Source organism: Chromobacterium sinusclupearum, assembly GCF_002902845.1.
GTDB classification, from domain to species: domain Bacteria; phylum Pseudomonadota; class Gammaproteobacteria; order Burkholderiales; family Chromobacteriaceae; genus Chromobacterium; species Chromobacterium sinusclupearum.
This window is the reverse complement of record NZ_PPTF01000019.1, coordinates 90019-107959: the sequence shown is the minus strand read 5'-3', so window position 1 is coordinate 107959 and position 17941 is coordinate 90019. Positions and strand designations below refer to the sequence as shown.

At 65.2% G+C, this 17941-nt stretch carries 13 protein-coding genes and 4 tRNA genes; 6 read left to right on the top strand and 11 right to left on the bottom strand.

The genetic code is table 11. The features are described 5' to 3' along the window. Nucleotides 1-21: 21 nt before the first annotated feature. Both C2134_RS05700 and C2134_RS05695 read right to left on the bottom strand, forming a co-directional pair. Nucleotides 22-1233: a sensor histidine kinase gene (locus C2134_RS05700; protein WP_103318251.1), complete on the bottom strand. Its 1212-nt coding sequence runs from the start codon at nucleotides 1231-1233 to the stop codon at nucleotides 22-24. Continuing rightward, nucleotides 1217-2560 carry a sigma-54-dependent transcriptional regulator gene (locus C2134_RS05695; RefSeq protein WP_103318250.1) on the bottom strand — a complete coding sequence of 448 codons (1344 nt, stop codon included), beginning with the start codon at nucleotides 2558-2560 and terminating at the stop codon, nucleotides 1217-1219. Before C2134_RS05695 ends, C2134_RS05700 begins: the two co-directional genes overlap by 17 nt. Nucleotides 2561-2786: 226 nt before the next feature. On the opposite strand from C2134_RS05695, the gene C2134_RS05690 reads away from it, so the two are divergent. The 5 genes from C2134_RS05690 (at nucleotide 2787) to C2134_RS05670 (ending at nucleotide 9903) form a co-directional block, all read left to right on the top strand. Further along, entirely contained in the window at nucleotides 2787-2975 is a 189-nt protein-coding gene (locus C2134_RS05690) for a hypothetical protein (RefSeq protein WP_071109654.1), read from the top strand. Next, a complete protein-coding gene (locus C2134_RS05685; RefSeq protein WP_199179882.1) occupies nucleotides 2972-4261 on the top strand; it encodes an efflux RND transporter periplasmic adaptor subunit in 1290 nt (429 codons plus the stop codon). Before C2134_RS05690 ends, C2134_RS05685 begins: the two co-directional genes overlap by 4 nt. Before the next feature lie 17 nt (nucleotides 4262-4278). Then, the gene (locus C2134_RS05680) at nucleotides 4279-4956 is read left to right on the top strand and encodes an ABC transporter ATP-binding protein (RefSeq protein WP_103318248.1); all 678 of its coding nucleotides are present in this window, start codon (nucleotides 4279-4281) and stop codon (nucleotides 4954-4956) included. Between the two features lie 10 nt (nucleotides 4957-4966). Further along, nucleotides 4967-7387, top strand: a complete 2421-nt coding sequence (locus C2134_RS05675) for an ABC transporter permease (protein WP_103318246.1) — start codon at nucleotides 4967-4969, stop codon at nucleotides 7385-7387. Between the two features lie 65 nt (nucleotides 7388-7452). Next, complete coding sequence (locus C2134_RS05670) at nucleotides 7453-9903, top strand: ABC transporter permease (protein WP_158248707.1); 2451 nt, start codon at nucleotides 7453-7455, stop codon at nucleotides 9901-9903. Nucleotides 9904-9990: 87 nt separating this feature from the next. Here the strand turns inward: C2134_RS05670 and C2134_RS05665 are convergent. The 4 genes from C2134_RS05665 to C2134_RS05650 form a co-directional block, all read right to left on the bottom strand. Next, a tRNA-Glu gene (locus C2134_RS05665) sits at nucleotides 9991-10065 on the bottom strand. A gap of 3 nt (nucleotides 10066-10068) precedes the next feature. Further along, a tRNA-Arg gene (locus C2134_RS05660) sits at nucleotides 10069-10145 on the bottom strand. A gap of 6 nt (nucleotides 10146-10151) precedes the next feature. Further along, a tRNA-Glu gene (locus C2134_RS05655) sits at nucleotides 10152-10226 on the bottom strand. A 5-nt stretch (nucleotides 10227-10231) separates the two neighbouring features. Continuing rightward, nucleotides 10232-10308, bottom strand: a tRNA-Arg gene (locus tag C2134_RS05650). A 185-nt stretch (nucleotides 10309-10493) separates the two neighbouring features. Here C2134_RS05650 and C2134_RS05645 point away from each other — a divergent pair. Further along, nucleotides 10494-11894: an exonuclease domain-containing protein gene (locus tag C2134_RS05645; protein WP_233196364.1), complete on the top strand. Its 1401-nt coding sequence runs from the start codon at nucleotides 10494-10496 to the stop codon at nucleotides 11892-11894. Nucleotides 11895-11946: 52 nt separating this feature from the next. Here C2134_RS05645 and C2134_RS05640 read toward each other — a convergent pair whose 3' ends face one another. The 5 genes from C2134_RS05640 to flhA are packed head-to-tail and all read right to left on the bottom strand — an operon-like array spanning nucleotide 11947 to nucleotide 17939. Continuing rightward, nucleotides 11947-12696: a flagellar motor protein gene (locus tag C2134_RS05640; protein WP_103318240.1), complete on the bottom strand. Its 750-nt coding sequence runs from the start codon at nucleotides 12694-12696 to the stop codon at nucleotides 11947-11949. A 57-nt stretch (nucleotides 12697-12753) separates the two neighbouring features. Further along, nucleotides 12754-13497: an RNA polymerase sigma factor FliA gene (locus C2134_RS05635; RefSeq protein ID WP_103318239.1), complete on the bottom strand. Its 744-nt coding sequence runs from the start codon at nucleotides 13495-13497 to the stop codon at nucleotides 12754-12756. Beyond that, nucleotides 13494-14363 carry a MinD/ParA family ATP-binding protein gene (locus C2134_RS05630; protein WP_103318237.1) on the bottom strand — a complete coding sequence of 290 codons (870 nt, stop codon included), beginning with the start codon at nucleotides 14361-14363 and terminating at the stop codon, nucleotides 13494-13496. The genes C2134_RS05635 and C2134_RS05630 overlap by 4 nt, the downstream gene beginning before the upstream one ends. 3 nt (nucleotides 14364-14366) lie before the next feature. Further along, nucleotides 14367-15851: a flagellar biosynthesis GTPase FlhF gene (gene flhF / locus C2134_RS05625; protein WP_103318235.1), complete on the bottom strand. Its 1485-nt coding sequence runs from the start codon at nucleotides 15849-15851 to the stop codon at nucleotides 14367-14369. Between the two features lie 6 nt (nucleotides 15852-15857). Beyond that, nucleotides 15858-17939 carry a flagellar biosynthesis protein FlhA gene (gene flhA / locus C2134_RS05620; protein WP_103318233.1) on the bottom strand — a complete coding sequence of 694 codons (2082 nt, stop codon included), beginning with the start codon at nucleotides 17937-17939 and terminating at the stop codon, nucleotides 15858-15860. Nucleotides 17940-17941 lie beyond the last annotated feature (2 nt).

Below are 17941 nucleotides of genomic sequence, written 5' to 3'. Positions count from 1 at the left end.
CTTAGGAATATATCGCTTAGTTCAGAATGTCAGGATCAGCCGGGCGCCGCCGCCCAGGCTGCGGGCATAGCGCACGGTGCCGCCGTTGTTGTTGACCAGCTGGCGCACCAGCGCCAGGCCGATGCCGCGCCCTTTGGCCTTGGTGGAGTAAAACGGCGTGAAGATCTGTTCGATCTTGTCGTCCGCCACGCCGGGGCCGTTGTCGCTGACTTCCAGCTTCAGCCGGCCGCCGCGTCCCAGGCTGGCGCTGACAGTCAGCCTGGCCTCGGCCAGGTGGGCGGTGGCCTCGTAGGCGTTCTTGATCAGGTTGATCAAGGCTTGCTCCAGCTGCCCGCCGTCGGCTTTCAACTCCATGGCGGCCGACTCCACCAGGAAGACGGCCTGGCCGCCGCGGGCGCGCCAGGCGGGCGCGGTCAGCGCCTGCAGGCGTTCGAACAATTCGGCGATGTCGACGATTTCCGGGCTGGGGTCCGGCACGGCGGACAGATTGCGGTAGCTGGTGACGAAATCGGCCAGGCTGTCGGCCCGGCGGCTGATGGCGGAGAAAGCCAGCTCCAGCTCCTGGCGCAAATCGTCAGGCAGCGCCGGCGTGTCTTCCAGCATGCCGGCGGCGCTGCGCGAGAGCGAGGCCACCGGCGTCAGCGAATTCATGATCTCATGCGTCAGCACATGCACCAGTTGCTGCCAGGCCCGCAGCGTTTCCGCCTCCAGTTCGCTTTCCAGCGGCAGCACCGCCAGCAGCCGCTCGGGGCGGCCTTCTATCACCAGGCTGCTGGCCGAGGCCAGCGCCCGCTCCACGCCGCGCTCGGTTTCAAATCGTATCCAGCGGCGGTCGCTGCTTTGCTCCTGCAAGGCCTGATACAGGGCGGCGGGATCACGGCTGTTGCCGGGCGCAGTCAGTTTGCGGGCGCGGGCGTTCAGTGGTTCGACATGGTCGGCGCTGAGCCGGAACAAGGCCACTGGCGCGTGCTCCAGGCGGATTTCCGGCGGATGGACGGCCAGCGCAGATGGTCTGGGCGGTTCCGGCTCGGCTTCGGCAGCCGCCTGGACCGACAGCTTGCCCAGCAAGGCGCTGCTGCGCCATTGCCAGGCGGCCAGCAACAGCGCGGCCAACAGGCAGAGCACAAGCACGCGCGGGGCATCGCGGCATGCCATGGCCGTGGCGGCGATGGCGGCAAGGCCGGCGCTTTGCGACAGGATCAGGCCGCGCAGGCGCTCAAGCTTGAAGGCCATGTTTTTCCATCCGGCGATACAGCGCGGCGCGCGACAGGCCCAATAGCTTGGCGGCGTGACTGATGTTGCCGGCGGATTGCTCCAGCGCCTGGCGTATGGTCTGCCTTTCCTGTTCTTCCAGTTTCAGCCCGCCGGCTGGGGCCGCCAAAGGCGTTTCCATCGCCGGGACCCCGGCCAAATCGAAATCCGCCGCCTGGTAACGCTCGCCCTGGGCCAGAATGACCGCGCGTTCGCAGGCGTGGCGCAGGGCCCGCACATTGCCCGGCCAGTCATGCGCCTGCAAGCTTTGCTGCGCGGCTTCGGACAGCTCGCGCAAGGGCTTGCGGTATTGCTCGGCGTAATGGAGCAGGTAGTGTCGCGCCAGCAGCGGGACATCCTCACGCCGCTCGCGCAGCGGCGGCACGCGCAGCACGATGGTATTGAGGCGGAACAGCAGGTCGCGGCGGAAACATTGCGGATCATGCAGCTGGATTTCCGGCAGATTGGTGGCGCTGACCACCCGCACGTCCAGCGCTTCCGGCCGGTCTGCGCCCAATGGCGTGATCTGGCGGCGTTCCAGCGCGGTCAGCAGCCTGGCCTGGTTGGCCAAGGGCAGATTGCCTATCTCGTCCAGAAACAGCGTGCCGCCAGCCGCGCTCTGGAAGCGGCCTGTGCGGTCGGCGCGGGCGTCGGTGAACGCGCCCTTGCGGTGGCCGAACAGTTCGCTATCGAACGTCGATTCCGGCACCGCGCCCATGTCCACGCTTTGGAAGGGGCCATGACGCCGCTGCGAGGCGCGATGGATCGCCCGCGCCACCAGCTCCTTGCCGACGCCGTTTTCGCCCAGAATCAGCACATTGGCATCGGTGGGCGCCACGCTGGCGATCAGCGCGCGCAAAGTCCGCATCGCCGGCGATTGGCCTAGCAGTTCGTCGTCCGCCGCGTGGCTGGACGGTGACGCGGCTTGCAATGCGCGCAGCGCGCTGGCCACCGTCTGCAGCAGCTTGTCGTTTTGCCAGGGCTTGGTGATGAAGTCGCTGGCGCCTTGCTTCAGCGCGGCCACCGCCAGCGGCACGTCGGCATAGGCGGTCAAGGCGAAGACCTGCGGCGGCCGAGCCAGCGCGCGCAGCCTGGCCAGCATGGCCAAGCCTTCCGCGCCGTCTATCGCGCCGGGGGAGTAGTTCAGATCCAGCAGCACGATATCGGCTTGACGATGGCGTTGCCAAGCATCGAACAGCTGCGGATGCGGCAGGTGGACGAAGTCGGCATCGAGTTTGCGCAGCAGCATGCGCGCTGCTAGCGCGACGTCTTCGTCGTCTTCTATCAGCAAGATCACGGGGCGGCTCATCGGCCCACCTTTTAATTAGCACAAAGTCATGATGTTGCGTCGTCGCCGGCGGCTTGGCAAGTGCGGCGCTGTCCGCCGGGCGGACAGTGTCCGCTATCGGACGCCGATGGCTGTCCGGTTCCGGACGGTTTTGGGAGGCTGAATCAATTTTCCATTCATATTCAATGATTTAAATTCTGGCACGGAGCTTGCTGTGACAAGGGCATAGTCGAAGCGAGGTGATGTCATGAACCGCAAATTTCCCTGGATAGTGTTGGCGCTGTTTGCCGTTTTGGTCCTGATGGGCATCGTCCTGGAGGAGGCGTCGCTGTCTTTCGCCTGCCACCTGGGAGCGGGCGGCATGCGGGTGGCGGCCAATCTGGGCGTATTCAGTCTGAAACTGCAATTGTCCTGGCTGGCGGGAGGAGTGGCGTGAGCGAGGCGCATGCGGAGGCGCCGGTCAGCGGCGCGGCCATGGATGAGGTGGTGGCGCGCAAGCGCTGGAGCCGCGGCCGCCTGGCTGGCCTGGCCGCGCTGTTGTTGGCCTTGGGCGGCGCTGCGGCATGGTGGGCTTGGCAGCCGTCCGGATTGCGCGTGGCGGCGAGCGAGCTGCAGATCGCCACCGTCACCCAGGGCCGCTTCAGCGACGAGGTGATCCTGCGCGCCACGGTGCAGCCGGCGCAGTCGGTGCTGCTGGATCTGGTAGAGGGCGGCCGGGTGGACGAGGTGCTGGTTCACGATGGCGACAAGGTCAAGGCCGGCCAGGTGCTGTTGCGGCTGTCCAATCCGCAGCGCCAGCTGGACCTATTGGCGCGCAAGTCCGATCTGGCGCAGCAGTACGCCAATCTGTCGTCCACCCGCGAACAGTTGGAGGCGACGCGCAGCGACTACCGCCGCCGGCTAAGCGACCTGGCCCTGAAACTGAAGCAGCAGGAGCGCCAATACCGGCGCGATGCGACGCTGGCGGCGCAGGGTTTTATCTCCACCGCCGCGCTGGAGGATTCGCGCGACCGGCTGCAGCAGTATCGCGAAGACTACCGCGACGAGCAGCAGAGCCAGGCGCGCGAGCTGGGCATCAAGGCAAATGCGTTGCGGCAGATGCAGCAGGCGCAGGATGAGCTGAGCCGCGGCACAAAGATGGCATCGGACAGCCTGGCGGCGTTGTCGCTGCGCGCGCCCATGGATGGCCAGCTGACCAATTTCACCGCCCAGGTCGGCAGCTCGCTGAAGCCGGGCGACCGCGTGGGCCGGGTCGATGGGCAGGGCCGTTACAAGCTGACGGCGCAAGTGGACGAGTTCTATCTGGCGCGGGTGAAGCGCGGCCAGCAGGCCGCCATCGAGCTGGACGGCGGCGCGACGACGACCGCCAGAGTCAGCAATATCAATCCGCAGGTGCAGGACGGCCATTTCCAGCTTGAGCTGTTGTTCGACGCGCAGCCGGCCGGCGCGCTGAACGCGGGCCAGGGGCTGGACGGCAGGCTGATGCTGGGACAGGCGGTGTCGGGCTTGGTGTTGCCCAACGGCGCTTTCGTCAACGATACCGGCGGCGCATGGGCCATGGTGCTGAATGCCGACGGCAGCCGCGCCGAGCGCCGCGCCATCCGCCTGGGCCGCCGCAGCCAGACCCAGCTGGAAGTAGTGGACGGATTGAAGGCCGGCGAGCGGGTCATCGTCTCGTCTTACGCCGCCTTCGGCAAATACGCGCAACTGACGCTGCAATGACAAGGGAGAAGAAAACGATGATCAAGCTGAAGAACATCAGCAAGCTGCATATCGGCGGCGAAGTGCAAACCCGCGCGCTCAATGGCGTGGATCTGGAAATCGAGGCCGGCGAGTACGTGGCGGTGACCGGCCCGTCCGGCTGCGGCAAGTCCACGTTGCTGTCGCTGCTGGGCCTCTTGGACGTGCCCAATGGCGGCGAATACTGGTTCGACGGCCAAAACGTCGCCGGTTGGAGCGAATCGCGGCTCAACCAGCTGCGGCGCGGCCGCATCGGCTTCATTTTTCAGAGCTTCAACCTGATCGAGGAGCTGACGGTGCGCGAAAACGTGGCGCTGGCGCTGGAGTATTCAGACGTGCCGTCGGCCGAACGCAAGCAGCGCGTGGACGCGGCGCTGGAGCGGCTGGGCGTGGCCCATCGCGCCGGCCACCGTCCGTCGCAGTTGTCTGGCGGCCAGCAGCAACGGGTGGCCATCGCCCGCGCGCTGGTGTCGCGGCCGGCCTTGCTGCTGGCCGACGAACCCACCGGCAATCTGGATAGCGCCCACGGCGACGAGGTGATGAAAATGCTGCGGGAAATCAACGCCGACGGCACCACCGTGGTGATGGTCACCCACTCGCCGTCCCACGCCGCGCTGGCCTCGCGCACGATCAATATGCTGGACGGCCGCGTAGTGGTTGACGCCATCCAGCTGTAAGGAGACGGGCATGCATGAAATCCTGCGAGATTTTCGGGTCGGCTGGCGTTGGCTGATCAAGGAGCCGGGCTGGTCGGCGTTGGTGATCGCCGGCCTGGCGGTGGGCTTCGCCTGCTGCTTCCTGTTGATGGGCTACGCGCGCTATTCGCTGCAATACAACCAGCATCTGCAGGATAGGGAGCGGGTCTACCAGCTGGAGGCGCGCTTCAATCTGCCGGGCATGGATAACAAGTGGCTTAACGTCGCGCCTTTTCCCGCCGCTCAGGCGATGCGCGACGGCGGCTTGGTCGATCGGACCAGCATCGCCTGGAGCAGCCTGTTGGCGGTGCGGGTGGGACGGGCGGTCAGCATGCAGGAGGTGTTGCAGGTGGATCCTGACTTCGCCCACTTGTTCGAAGTCAAGGTGCTGGCGGGGGATCTGGCCGCGGCGTTGAGCCGGCCGGATCGGGTGGCGCTGACCGATGACAAGGCCAGGCAATTGTTCGGCAGCGCGGCTGTGGTCGGCAAGACGCTGCGCATCAACGGCGAGAACATCGTGGTGGCCGCCGTAGTGGCGGCGCCGCCGCCCACCTCCACCCGGAGCTATGACATTTTGGCGGCGCGCCATTTCTCGGTGATGGATGACAAAATGGCGCGGGCCATGCTGGATAACTGGGGCGGGGTGTCAGGCAGTGTCTATTTCCAGCCGCGCGCCGGCGTTTCCAGCGAGCAGGTGGTGGCCAAGCTGCAGCAGGCTTTCGAGCATTCCGCCTTCTCGCGCGGCTTGCCTCCGGAGTTTCGGCAAATGCTGAAGAACCGGCCCATGGTGACGTATGACGCAGCCTCGCTGGCCGATGTGTACCTGGACCCCAAGCTGGACTCCGGCCTGGGGGGCGACGGTCAAGACCATGCCAAACCGGGCGAGGTGTGGGGGCTGGCCGCCATCGGCCTGCTGATCCTGCTGCTGGCGGCGATCAATTACGTCAACTTGAGCACGGTGCGCACGATACGCCGCCAGCGCGAAATAGGCGTGCGCAAGGTATTGGGCGCCAGCGTGGGCCGCGTGGCCGGGCAGTTCCTGCTGGAGTCCGTGCTGGTGTCCGTGCTGGCGATGATGCTGGGTTTGCTGCTGGCGTGGCTGCTGCTGCCGGGTTTCGCATTCCTGATGCAACGTGAGTTGGCCGGCATGTTCACTCTGGGCAGCGTGGCGCTGGCCCTGCTGGCGGCGGTGGCCGTGGGCGGCTTGGCGGGCGCTTACCCGGCCTGGGTGGCGACGAGGGTGCGGGCTACGCAGGCGCTGTCTGGGCGAGATCAGCAGGAAACGGCGCGCGGCGTCTGGCTGCGCCGCGCCTTGACGGTGACGCAATTCGCCGTCGCCATGGCGCTGAGCGGCGTGACCTTGGCCATCGCTTGGCAGGCCTGGTATGGCAGCCGGCTGGACACCGGCCTGCAGGTGGAGGGGCTGCTGACCCTGCAGACTGGCAGCAGCGTCTCCGAGCGCGCGGCCCTGCGTACCGCGGTGGCCGCCTTGCCCGGCGTGCGCGGCGCGGCGCTGAGCGTCAATAACTTGGCCGACAGCAGCATGAACCTCACCAGCGTCAAGAACGGGGGCAGCTCGGTCAATCTGGAAGTGCGCAGCGTTGGCTGCGATTATCTGGAGACCTATTGCGTCAAGCTGTTGGCCGGGCATTTGCTGCCCGGCTGCGCCAGCCCGCAGGATGAGGCAAGGCGCGAGTGCGTGCTGAGCGCGTCTGGCGCGCGCGATCTGGGTTATGCCGCGCCGCAGTTGGCGCTGGGCAGAAAACTGCGGGCCGAAGGCTCTGGTGACGGCTGCATGGTGGTGGGTGTGGTGTCGGATATTCGCCTGCAGTCGGCGCATGAAAAAGCGCGTTCCTGGCTGTATTTGGCGAGCGGGCATGTCGCCGACGTGCTGTCCGTGCGTTTCCAGGGCAGCGAAGCCGCGGTGCGCGCGGGCATTGCCGGTTTGTGGCCGCGTTATTTCCCGGACTATCCCTTGAAGATGGAAAGCGCGCGTTACAGGCTGGATCAGCGTTACGCTTCTGACGCCAGGCAGGCGGGCCTACTGGCCGCGGCGGCTGGCGTCGCTTTGCTGATCGCTTCTTTTGGCATTTATGTGCTCGCCGCCTATTCCGTGCAGCGCATGGCGCGCGAAGTGGTGTTGCGCAAATTGCACGGCGCGGGCAAGGCCGCCATCGCCAGCCTGATCGGCCGGGAATTCCTGTGGGTGCTGCTGGCGGGCGCGGTCATCGGCTTGCTGCCGGCGTGGCTGTATATCCAGCAGTACATGGCCGGTTTCGTCGAGCGCGCGCCGATTGGTGGCTGGACGCTGTTATTGTCCTTGCTGCTATGCTTGGTGGTGGCGGCGCTGGCGGTGTGCCGCCATCTGCTGGCTGCCTTGAGCTTGCGTCCGGTATTGGCCCTGCGCGGTTGACAAGAAAATGGCCAGACCGGGCGCGCCTGGCGACGGTCTGGCCTGTATGGAATAGGGGAGAACACATGGCTTTCCTGCGAGGGGAAGATTTTCGCGTCGGCTGGCGCTGGCTGCTTAAAGAACCGGGCTGGTCCGCGCTGGTGATCGGCGGCTTGGCCATCGGCTTTGCCTGCTGCGTGCTGCTGTGGGCTTATGTCGCCTACTCTGTGCAGTTTGACCGGCATATCGCCGGGCGCGAGCGCGTTTACATGCTGAAGGCCAAGCCGAATATGGATGGCGTGCGCAATGACTGGCAGCAGGAAGTCCCAGTGATTGCAGGCCAGGTGCTGCGCGATCATGGCGTGGCGGAGCGGGTCAGCATGGCGATGGGCAACTTCGCGCCGGTGCGCGTGGGCAACGCGGTCAGCAATCGCTGGGTGACGCTGGTCGATCCGGATTTTGCCGAATTGTTCGAGCTGAAAACGCTTGCGGGAGACCTGCATCAGGCCTTGACCCGGCCCGACAGCGCCGCGTTGACCGAAGAAGAAGCGATGCGGATGTTTGGCACCGCCGCGGCGCTGGGCAAGACGTTTTCCGTAGCGGGCAAGCTGCAGACCGTGGCGGCGATTGTCGCCACCCCGCCGGCAACCGCCACCCAACGCTACGCCATTCTCGGCGGGCGGGTGAGCGGAATGGCCAGCGATGGCGTGTACGCCGACTTCTATACACACTGGTTCAGCTGGGGCGCGTCCTTGTATTTCCGTCTCAAGCCGGGGCATGAGGCGGCTGAGGTCGGGCCACTGCTGGCGCAAGCCTTGAAGCAATCTCCCAGCTATCGCGATCCCAGCCTTCAGGCGATTGAGGCCAAGCAGCAGGGGAGAAGCTTGATTGACTTCTCCGCGGTGAAGCTGCCGGATGTCTACTTGGACCCGGAACTCGATCAGAGCGCCGACCCGGCGCGCCATGGCAACCGCGCCATGCTGCTGGGCTGCGCCGCCATCGGCCTGCTGATCCTGCTGCTGGCAGCCATCAATTACATCAATCTGGCGACAGTCCGCACGATACGGCGCCAGCGCGAAATCGGCGTGCGCAAGGTGTTGGGCGCCGGCGTGGGGCGGGTGGCTGGGCAGTTCATCGCCGAATCGATGTTGATCGCGCTGGTGGCGGCTCTGCTTGGCCTGCTGTTGGCCTGGCTGCTGCTGCCCCTGTTCGGCCAACTGTTGCAGCGCGACCTGGCCGGCATGATAGGCTGGCGGAGTATTGCGCTGACGCTGCTAGGCGCCGCCGCGCTAGGCGGGCTCAGCGGCGTTTATCCGGCCTGGATTGCCGCCCGTGTGCGCGCGACCCAGGCTTTGTCCGGTCGCGATCAGCAGGAAACCCGCCAAGGCGTCTGGCTTCGGCGCGGGCTGACGGTGGTACAGTTCGGCATCGCCATGGGCCTGGCGGGGGTGACGCTGGCCGTGGCCTGGCAAACCTGGCATGGCACGCGTCTGCCGGCTGGGTTCGAGCGCGATGGGCTGCTGTTCGTGGCGGCGGGCGACGCCAATGCCAAGGATCTGGCGCAACGCAGGGTGCTGCGCGCGGCGCTATCGCGCCAGCCGCAAGTGGCGGCTCTGAGCTACGTGGATGGGCCGCCGGCTGGCGACAGCAACAACGCCAACAATTTCCGCCTGGCCGGCGGAACCTACCAGAACATGCGCTATCGCATGGTTGATTGCGGTTTTTTGCCGACCTATCGTCTGCCGTTGTTGGCGAGGGGGAGCGCCGCGGCATGCGACGGCAATGGCGCCGCGCGGCCCGGCGCGGGACTGGTCGTGTCCGAATCGGCCGCGCGTCGCCTGGGTTTCGCCTCGCCGCAGCAGGCCATTGGCCGCATTGTCGAGTCCGAGGCTTTTGCCGACGGCAAGAAGCCGATCAGCGCCGTGGTGGCGGATATCGCCGAGCAAACCTCGCGTGAACGGGCGATTCCGATGGTGTATTTCGTGATTGGCTCGCAAAACCCCTATGCCAGCACGCTGGCGATACGCTACCGCGGCAGCGAGTCCGCCATGCGGCAGGCCTTGGCCGAGCTATGGCCGCGCTACTTTCCGGATTATCCCTTGCTGCCGGTCAGCGCCGGCCAGCAACTGGACAAGCGCTACGGCCAGGACATCCGCACAGCGCAGTTGCTGGCGATTGCCTCTGCGGTGGCCATGCTCATCGCCGCCTTCGGCATTTATGTGCTGTCGGCATACTCGGTGCAGCGCATGGCGCGGGAGGTGGTGCTGCGCAAGCTGTATGGCGCCGGCGGCCTGGCGATTGCCGGGCTGGTCAGCCGCGAGTTCCTGCTGGTGTTGGCGGTCAGCGCGGCGCTGTCGCTGCCGCCAGCCTGGCTGTTCATTCGCCACTATCTGGCTGGTTTTGTCGCCAGGGCACCGATTGGCGGCTGGACGCTGTTATTGTCCTTGCTGCTATGCCTGGTGGTGGCGGCGCTGGCGGTGTGCCGCCATGTGCTCGGCGCCATGCGGCTGCGGCCGACGCTGGCATTGCAAAGTTAGGCGGCGGGGCGGCGCAAGCCGCCTGCGTTCCGGCGTGGAAACGCGAAAAAGCCCAGCATTTTGCAATGCTGGGCTTTTTCTGAATCCTGGCGTCCCCACGGGGAATCGAACCCCGGCTACCGCCGTGAAAGGGCGGTGTTCTAACCGCTAAACTATAGGGACAGCTGGCGCACCCGGAGCGATTCGAACGCCCGACCCTCTGGTTCGTAGCCAGATACTCTATCCAACTGAGCTACGGGTGCGTATTGTGGCGTCCCCACGGGGAATCGAACCCCGGCTACCGCCGTGAAAGGGCGGTGTTCTAACCGCTAAACTATAGGGACATGCCTGGCGCACCCGGAGCGATTCGAACGCCCGACCCTCTGGTTCGTAGCCAGATACTCTATCCAACTGAGCTACGGGTGCGCTGTGTCGCGAGACGTTGTGTCTTGCGAGAGACCGGATAATACAGAGGTGAAATATGGGTGTCAACACAGCGTAGGATTTTTTTTATAAAGCCGGTAAACTGGCCGCCTGTTCCTGTCGCGGCAGGCCAACATTTTGAACTAAACGTCATGATTCATGGCTGCGCCAAGGAAAGCGAAGCGAGATTGAATACCCTGTTTGAACAGCCTTGCGCCATTGTCGATCTGGAAACCACCGGCGGCGACATCGCCCGCGACCGCATCACCGAAGTCGGCCTGGTGCTGGTGGATGGCGAGCGCGTCGAGCGCCTGTCCTGGCTGGTCAATCCCGGCCAGCCCATCCCGCCCTTCATCGAAAACATGACCGGCATCAGCAATGAAATGGTGGCTGCCGCGCCGCCGTTTGCCGAACTGGCCGACGAATTGCTGGCCCGCCTGCAAGGGCGTCTGCTGCTGGCGCACAATGCCCGTTTCGATTACGGCTTCCTGCGCAACGAATTCCGCCGCTTGGGCCGCCGTTTTCAGGCGCGCGCGCTGTGCACGGTCAAGCTGTCGCGCCGGCTGTACCCGCAGCATTTCAAACATAGCCTGGATAGCCTGATCGCCCGCCATGGCATAGACATGCCTGAGCGCCACCGCGCCCTGGCCGACGCCGAGGCGGTATACCGCTTCATCGGCATCGCCAGCCGCGAGCTGGGCGCGGACAAAGTGGCGCATGAGGCGGCGCAATTGTTGTCGCAACCTGCCGAAGTCTCCAGCCTGCCGGCGGAATTGCAGCGGCAGATCGAAGACATGCCGGATTCCGCCGGGGTGTATGCCTTGTTCGGCGAGGATAGCCGGGCCTTGTATGTGGGCCGCGCGCCCAATTTGTACCGCAAGACGCTGGGGCATTTCGCCGAGCGCAAGCCCAGCCGCCACGAAGTGCGGATAGACGAGCCGGTGGCCCGGGTGGAATGGCGCGAGTGCTTGAGCGAGTTTGGCGCGCAGTTGCTGGAGCTGCAGTGGCTGGGGCGTTTGCAGCCGGCGCACAATCCGCGGGCCAGGATGATGGGCGAGGTGTGCACCTTGCAGCTGCAGACTGGAGCCGACGGCTTTGTCCGCCCGTTGACGGTGTCGGCGCGCGATATCGATTTCAGCCGCACGGCGGATTTGTACGGCCTGTTCCGCAATGCGCGCGAGGGCCGCAAGGCGCTCGCGCAGATCGCCTTGGCTCAGGGCCTGTGCCAGTCCGTGCTGGGGGTGGAGCAGGTGACCAGCCGCAAAGGCATGCCCTGCGCGGCCTACCAGATCGGCCGCTGCCGCGGCGGCTGCGTGGGCCAGGAGGCGGTGGACAGCCACAATGCTCGTCTGTTGTCTGCTCTGCAGCGGCTGAAGGTCAAGCCGTGGCCGTTCGAGGGCGCCATCGCGGTGCAAGAGCGCGACATCGTGTGCGGCGACGTGGTGGAACATCTGTTCGACCGCTGGTGCTACCTGGGCAGCCGCCGCAATGGCGGGGCGCTGGAAGGCGAGCCGGCATTCGATCTCGATTACTACAAGCTGCTGGAGAGCGAGCTGCGCAAGCCGGACCGCGAATTGCGCATGCTGTAAACAGAAAAGGCAAGCTGCGCAGCTTGCCTTTTTGATGTCCGATGGCCGAGGTTTATTCGTGCATTGCCAGGTAGCCGCGCAGCCGGCTTTCAATGATGCGCGGGTTTTCGCCGTTGGCGATGGCGACCACGCCTTCCACCACCAGCTCCTTCATGGCGACCTCGGCAGCCACCAAGTGCTTCAGCTTGTTGCCCATCGGCAGGAAAAACAGGTTGGCCGAGCCGACGCCGTATACGGTGGCGACGAAGGCCACGGCGATGCCGCCGCCCAGCTTGGACGGGTCCGACAGGTTTTCCATCACGTGGATCAGGCCCAGCACGGCGCCCAGAATGCCCATGGTCGGCGCATAGCCGCCGGCCGATTCCCAGATGCGCGCGGCCTGCTTGCGGGCATGCTCGAACATGCTGATTTCCACCTCCATCACCGCGCGCAGCGTTTCCGGCTCGGTGCCGTCCACCAGCATCTGCAGCGCCTTCTTGGTGAAGGGATCGCGCTGCTGGGCGATCATGCCTTCTAGCGACAGCAGGCCGCCCTTGCGCGAACCCTGGCTCCAGCTGACCACTTCGCGGATCATTCGTTCGTGGTCGAAGTTGGGCGGGCGGAATACCCAGCGCAGCATGCGCAGGCCGGCCATGAATTGCTTGGGCGTGCTTTGCAGCATCACCGCGCTGGTGGTGCCGCCGATGACGATCATGAAAGCCGTCAGCTGCATCAGCGAGCCGATGCTGCCCCCTTCGATGGCTTGCCCCGCAATAATGGCCGTCAAGCCCATCACCACTGCGATTAAACTGATCTTGTCCACATGGTTTCCGTTATTGATCTGGTCTGAAATCCGGCGCCTTAATCACCGAACTCTCCCTTACAGCCAGTCTTTCAGTTTGGCGCGCAGCCGGGCGATGGCCTGGCTGTGCAATTGGCAGACGCGGGACTCGGTGACGCCGAGCACCGCGCCGATTTCCTTCAGGTTCAGTTCCTGCTCGTAATACAGCGCCATCACCAGTTGGTCGCGCTCCGGCAGCAGCTTGATGGCGGAGATCAGCTGCTGGCGGAAGCTGTCGTCCGATAGCGCGGCCAGCGGGTCCGGCGAGTCATCATCGGCGACATTGGCTACAGGATTATGGCCGTGCTCGTCGTCGCCGCTGTTGAAGTCCTCGAAATGCAGCAGCGTGGTGCCTTTGCATTCTCCCAGCATTTCCTGGTATTGCTCCAGCTCCATGCCCAGTTCGGCGGCGATTTCCGATTCCAGCGGCGCGCGCCCCTGCAGCTGTTCCAGCTTGCAGATGGCTTCCTCGATCTGTCGCGAGTTGCGCCGCGCCTGGCGCGGCAACCAGTCTTCGCGGCGCAGCTCATCCAGCATGGCGCCGCGGATGCGCTGGCTGGCGAAGGTTTCGAACATCACGCCCTGGGCCGGGTCGAATTGGCGCGAAGCCTCGATCAGGCCGATCATGCCCACTTGGATGAGGTCGCCCAACTCCACCGAGGCAGGCAGCCGGGCGATCATGATGCTCGCCAGCTTGCGCACCAGCGGCGCGTAGGCCTCCACGTCGATCTCGACGCTGGGGGCGGCTGCGACGTAGCCCGATCGGCGGAAGGACGGGTTCATAACAGTTTGGCTCCATCCGCCTCGGCCCAATCGCGCGAGGCGGCAATCAGCAAGTCCATGTATCCGGTGCTGTCACGCACGGTTTCCGGCGCGTCCCATTGCAGCAGGACCGCAGCCAGCTGCGAGAAGGCGGCGGCGGCCTCGCTGTCCGGAAACGCCTCCATCAGCGGGCGGTGCAGCGTCTGGCTGCGTCGCACCGCATTGTCGTGCGGCACGAAGCCCACCCAGCGCAGCGAGACCGTCAGAAACTCGCTGGCCACCGCCGACAGCCGGGTGAACAGCTCGCGCGCTTCGTCCAGATGGCGCGCGCGGTTGATCAGCACATTGAAGCGCTGGCGGCCATAAAGGCTGGCCAGCCGCTTGATATTAGCGTAGGCGGTGGTCAGAGAATCGGCATCCGGTGTTAATACCAAAATCAGATTGTCGGCCACGCTGGCAGGGATCGCGTCCTGGCTTGGGTTAGGCGCATCGATCAGCAGGGCGGAGGCATCGCGCTCCAGCGCGCCGAACTCGCTGCCCATCCTCAGCCACAATTGGGCGGAAAACAGCGCGCGCTGCTCCGGCCGCGCGTACAGATTGATCAGCTGCACGCCCTGGCGCGACAGAATCATCATTTCGTCCAGCCCGCCCACGCTGGTCACCTGGCTTTCCAGGGTGGCGGTGGCGGGGACGCCCAGCCGGCGCGTCTGCACCTGGCCCAGGCAGCAGTCTACCACCAGCGGCCGCAGCCCGGCGTAGGCGAGTCCCAGCGACAGCTCGGTCACCACCGTGGTGGCGCCGGCGTGCGGCGAGCCGATGAAGGCGAAGCTGGGGGCGCGCTTCTGTTGCGCGGCGAGCAAGCGGAGACTGGCGGCTTGGTCCTGCATCTCTTACAACCAACCTGACTGGGCGGCGTTCATGATGGGCAGTTCGTCCCCCTGCAGCGAGAACGGCGAGCCGATCTGTTGCGCCCGCATCGCGCGGTCCACCAGGAAGGCGGCATTGGCGGAGTGCAAGTCCTCCGGCACGCGCTGGCCGTTGGTGATGTAAAACAGCTTCAGGCGATTGCGGATGATCACGTCCAGGCTCGGGCCTTGCGCCACGGCTTCGTCAATCTTGGACAGGATGCAGCCGGTCAGACCCTCGCCGCGGTAACGCCGCACCACGTCTTCCAGCGTGTGGCCATCGGTGTTGGCGGCCAGGAGCAGCAGCCGTTCGATGGGCCGGCCGGCGGTGCGCAGCATGTCGATCTGCGCCAGCACCCGGGCGTCGCGCTGCCCCATGCCCACGGTGTCGATGAAGACGATGTGGCGATTGGACAGGTCGGCCAGCGTCAGCTGCAGATCTCCCTCGTTCTGGATGGAGAACACCGGCACGCCGAGGATCTTGCCGTAGATGCGCAGCTGGTCCTGCGCGCCGATCCGGTAGCTGTCGGTGGTGATCAGCGCCACGTGCTGGGCGCCGAAGCGCATTGTCGCCCGCGCCGCCAGCTTGGCCACCGTGGTGGTCTTGCCGACGCCCGTCGGGCCGACCAGCGCGAAGATGCCGCCGCGGTCCATCACTTCGCGGTCGGCGTCGGCGCACTTCAGGTTATGCACCAGGGCGGAGCGCGCCCATTTCACCGCCACTTCGCCCTGATACTGCGCCGGCATTTTTTCGATCAGCTGTCGGATCAACTGGGCGGAGAAACCCATCGCCAGCAGGTGCTTGAACAATTCGATGCGGTTGGGCGCCTTGCCTTCCATATCGGACCAGGCGAAGCTGGCCAACTGGCTTTGCAGCAGGCTGCGGAGCAGCTTGATCTCGTCGCCGATCAGTTTCAATTCCTGCGCCATCTGCTCCGGCTCCTCCCCATTGGCATGCGTTGGCGGCGCGATGTCTAGCCGAGGCGGCGGCGAGGCGGGCGCGGCGCGCGGCGCTTGGGCCACAGCCGGCGCAGGCTGCGCGGGCATGGCCGGGGCTTGATATTGCGGCGCCATGGCGGGGGCCGGCTGCGGCGGCGCATAAACCGGCTCCAGCCGCGGCTGGACCGCGTCTACGCGCGGCGGGGCCGGGCTTTCTAGCGGCTCCACCGGCATGGCGTAAGTGCGGGCGATGGCCCGGTTCATGGCGTTGCCGTTGACGGCAGGGGGAATAGGGGCCGGTTGTTGCGGCCGGTTGACCACCGGCGGGGCGTTGCGCGGCGGATGCTTGCTGCTGGAGGTGGACAGGGTGCTGGCGAGGTTGGCGACGTCGGAATCGGCCACCGCCATGATTTCCACGCCGCCGCCCATGGTGGGGCGATTGGACAAAATGAGGGCGTCCGCCCCCAGTTCTTCGCGAACTTGCCTGAGTGCGTCTCGAGTGGTCTTCCCGAAGAACTTTTTCACCACCATTGTCGATTAGCCCTTGCTGCCACCTATTACCGCAATTATACGAATGGATTTATTGTCTGGAATCTCATTATGCGAAATCACACGCAGCTGCGGCAATGCCCGACGCAAGAAGCGGGCCAGTAGCGGCCGCAAGCCCGGCGCCGTCAGCAATACCGGATTGTACCCTTGAATTTCCACTTGCTCGGTCTGTTGTGCGGCGCTGGACAGCAGATTTTCCGCCAAGCCCGGCTCCAGTCCGCCGCCGGCCTTGGATTGAACCGCCTGCATCAGCACGTTTTCCAGCTGCGGCTCCAGCGTCATCAGCGGCAGTTCCGATTCGCCGGGGAACAGCTGCTGCACGATGACGCGTGACAACGCGGTGCGCACCGCGCTGGTCAGCTCGTCTATGTCCTGATTCTGCGGGATATGATCGGCCAGCGTTTCAATGATGGTGCGGAAGTCGCGGATGTGGATGCCATCGGTCAGCAATTGCTGCAGCACTTTCTGCAAGGTGCCCACCGGCACCACCTTGGGCACCAGGTCTTCAATCAGTTTCGGCGATTCCTTGGCCTGATGGTCGATCAGCGCCTGCACTTCTTCGCGGCCGAGCAATTCCGCGGCATGGGTCTGCAACAGGTTGGAGATGTGGGTCGCCACCACGGTGCTGGCGTCGACCACGGTGTAGCCCAGGCTTTGCGCTTCCTCGCGTTTGCCGGCGTCTATCCACACCGCCGGCAGGCCAAAGGCAGGATCGGTGGTCGGTGTGCCGCCGATCTCGCTGGTGACGCGCCCGGGATTGATCGCCAGGAACTGTCCGATGAAGGCCTCGCCCTGGCCGACTTCCACGCCTTTGAGCAGGATGCGGTAGGCGCTGGGCTTGATTTCGAGGTTGTCGCGGATGTGGACCGGCGGCACCAGGAAGCCCAGGTCCTGGGCGATCTTCTTGCGGATGCCGCGGATGCGGCGCAGCAGCTCGCCATCCTGCGAGCGGTCCACCAGCGGGATCAGCCGGTAACCGACTTCCATGCCCAATTGGTCGACATGCTGCACATCGTTCCAACCGACCTCCGCCGCTTGTTGCTCCGGCGCCGGCGCCGGCTGGGCGGCCTGCAGTTCCTTGGCCAGTTGCTGTTTGTTGCGGTTCTCCATCGTCCGCGCCAGCGCCAGCAGACAGCCGGCGATCAGCAGGAAGGACAGATGAGGCATATTGGGGACCAGGCCTATCATGCCGATCACCGCCGAGGTGATGTACAGCACCTGCGGCTTGGTGAACAGCTGGGTCAGGAACTGCTCCGACATGTCCTGATCGGTGCCGACGCGCGTCACCACGATACCGGCGGCGGTGGAGATGATCAGCGCCGGGATCTGCGCCACCAGGCCGTCGCCTATGCTCAGCAGGGTGTAGGTTTCCGCCGCCTGGCCCACTGGCAGGTCGTGCTGCACCACGCCGACGATCAGGCCGCCGATGACGTTGATCAGGATGATCAGGATGCCGGCCATGGCATCGCCGCGCACATATTTGGAGGCACCGTCCATGGCGCCGAAGAAGTTGGCTTCCTCGGCGATGGTGGCGCGGCGTTTGCGCGCATCGTCCTCGCCGATCAGGCCGGCGTTGAGATCGGCGTCGATGGCCATCTGCTTGCCGGGCATCGCATCCAGGGTGAAGCGGGCCGAGACTTCGGCGATCCGGCCGGCGCCCTTGGTGATCACCACGAAGTTGATGATGGTGATGATGATGAACACCACGATGCCGATGGCGACATTGCCGCCCACCAGAAAGTGGGAAAACGATTCGATCACCTTGCCGGCGGCGTCCGGGCCGGTATGGCCCTCCAGCAGCACCACGCGGCTGGAGGCCACGTTCAGCGACAGCCGCAGCATGGTGGTGATCAAGAGCACCGACGGGAAGGACGAAAAGTCCAGCGGCTTGCGGACATTGATGCCCACCAGCAGCACGATTACCGACACCGCGATGTTGAAGGTAAAGAAGATGTCGAGCAGCACCGGCGGCAGCGGCAGGATCATCATCGTCAGGATGAGGATGATCAGCAGCGGCCCGGCAAGCTGGGCGATCTTCATGTTTCGCAGTATTTGGAGGATGGCGTCCATGC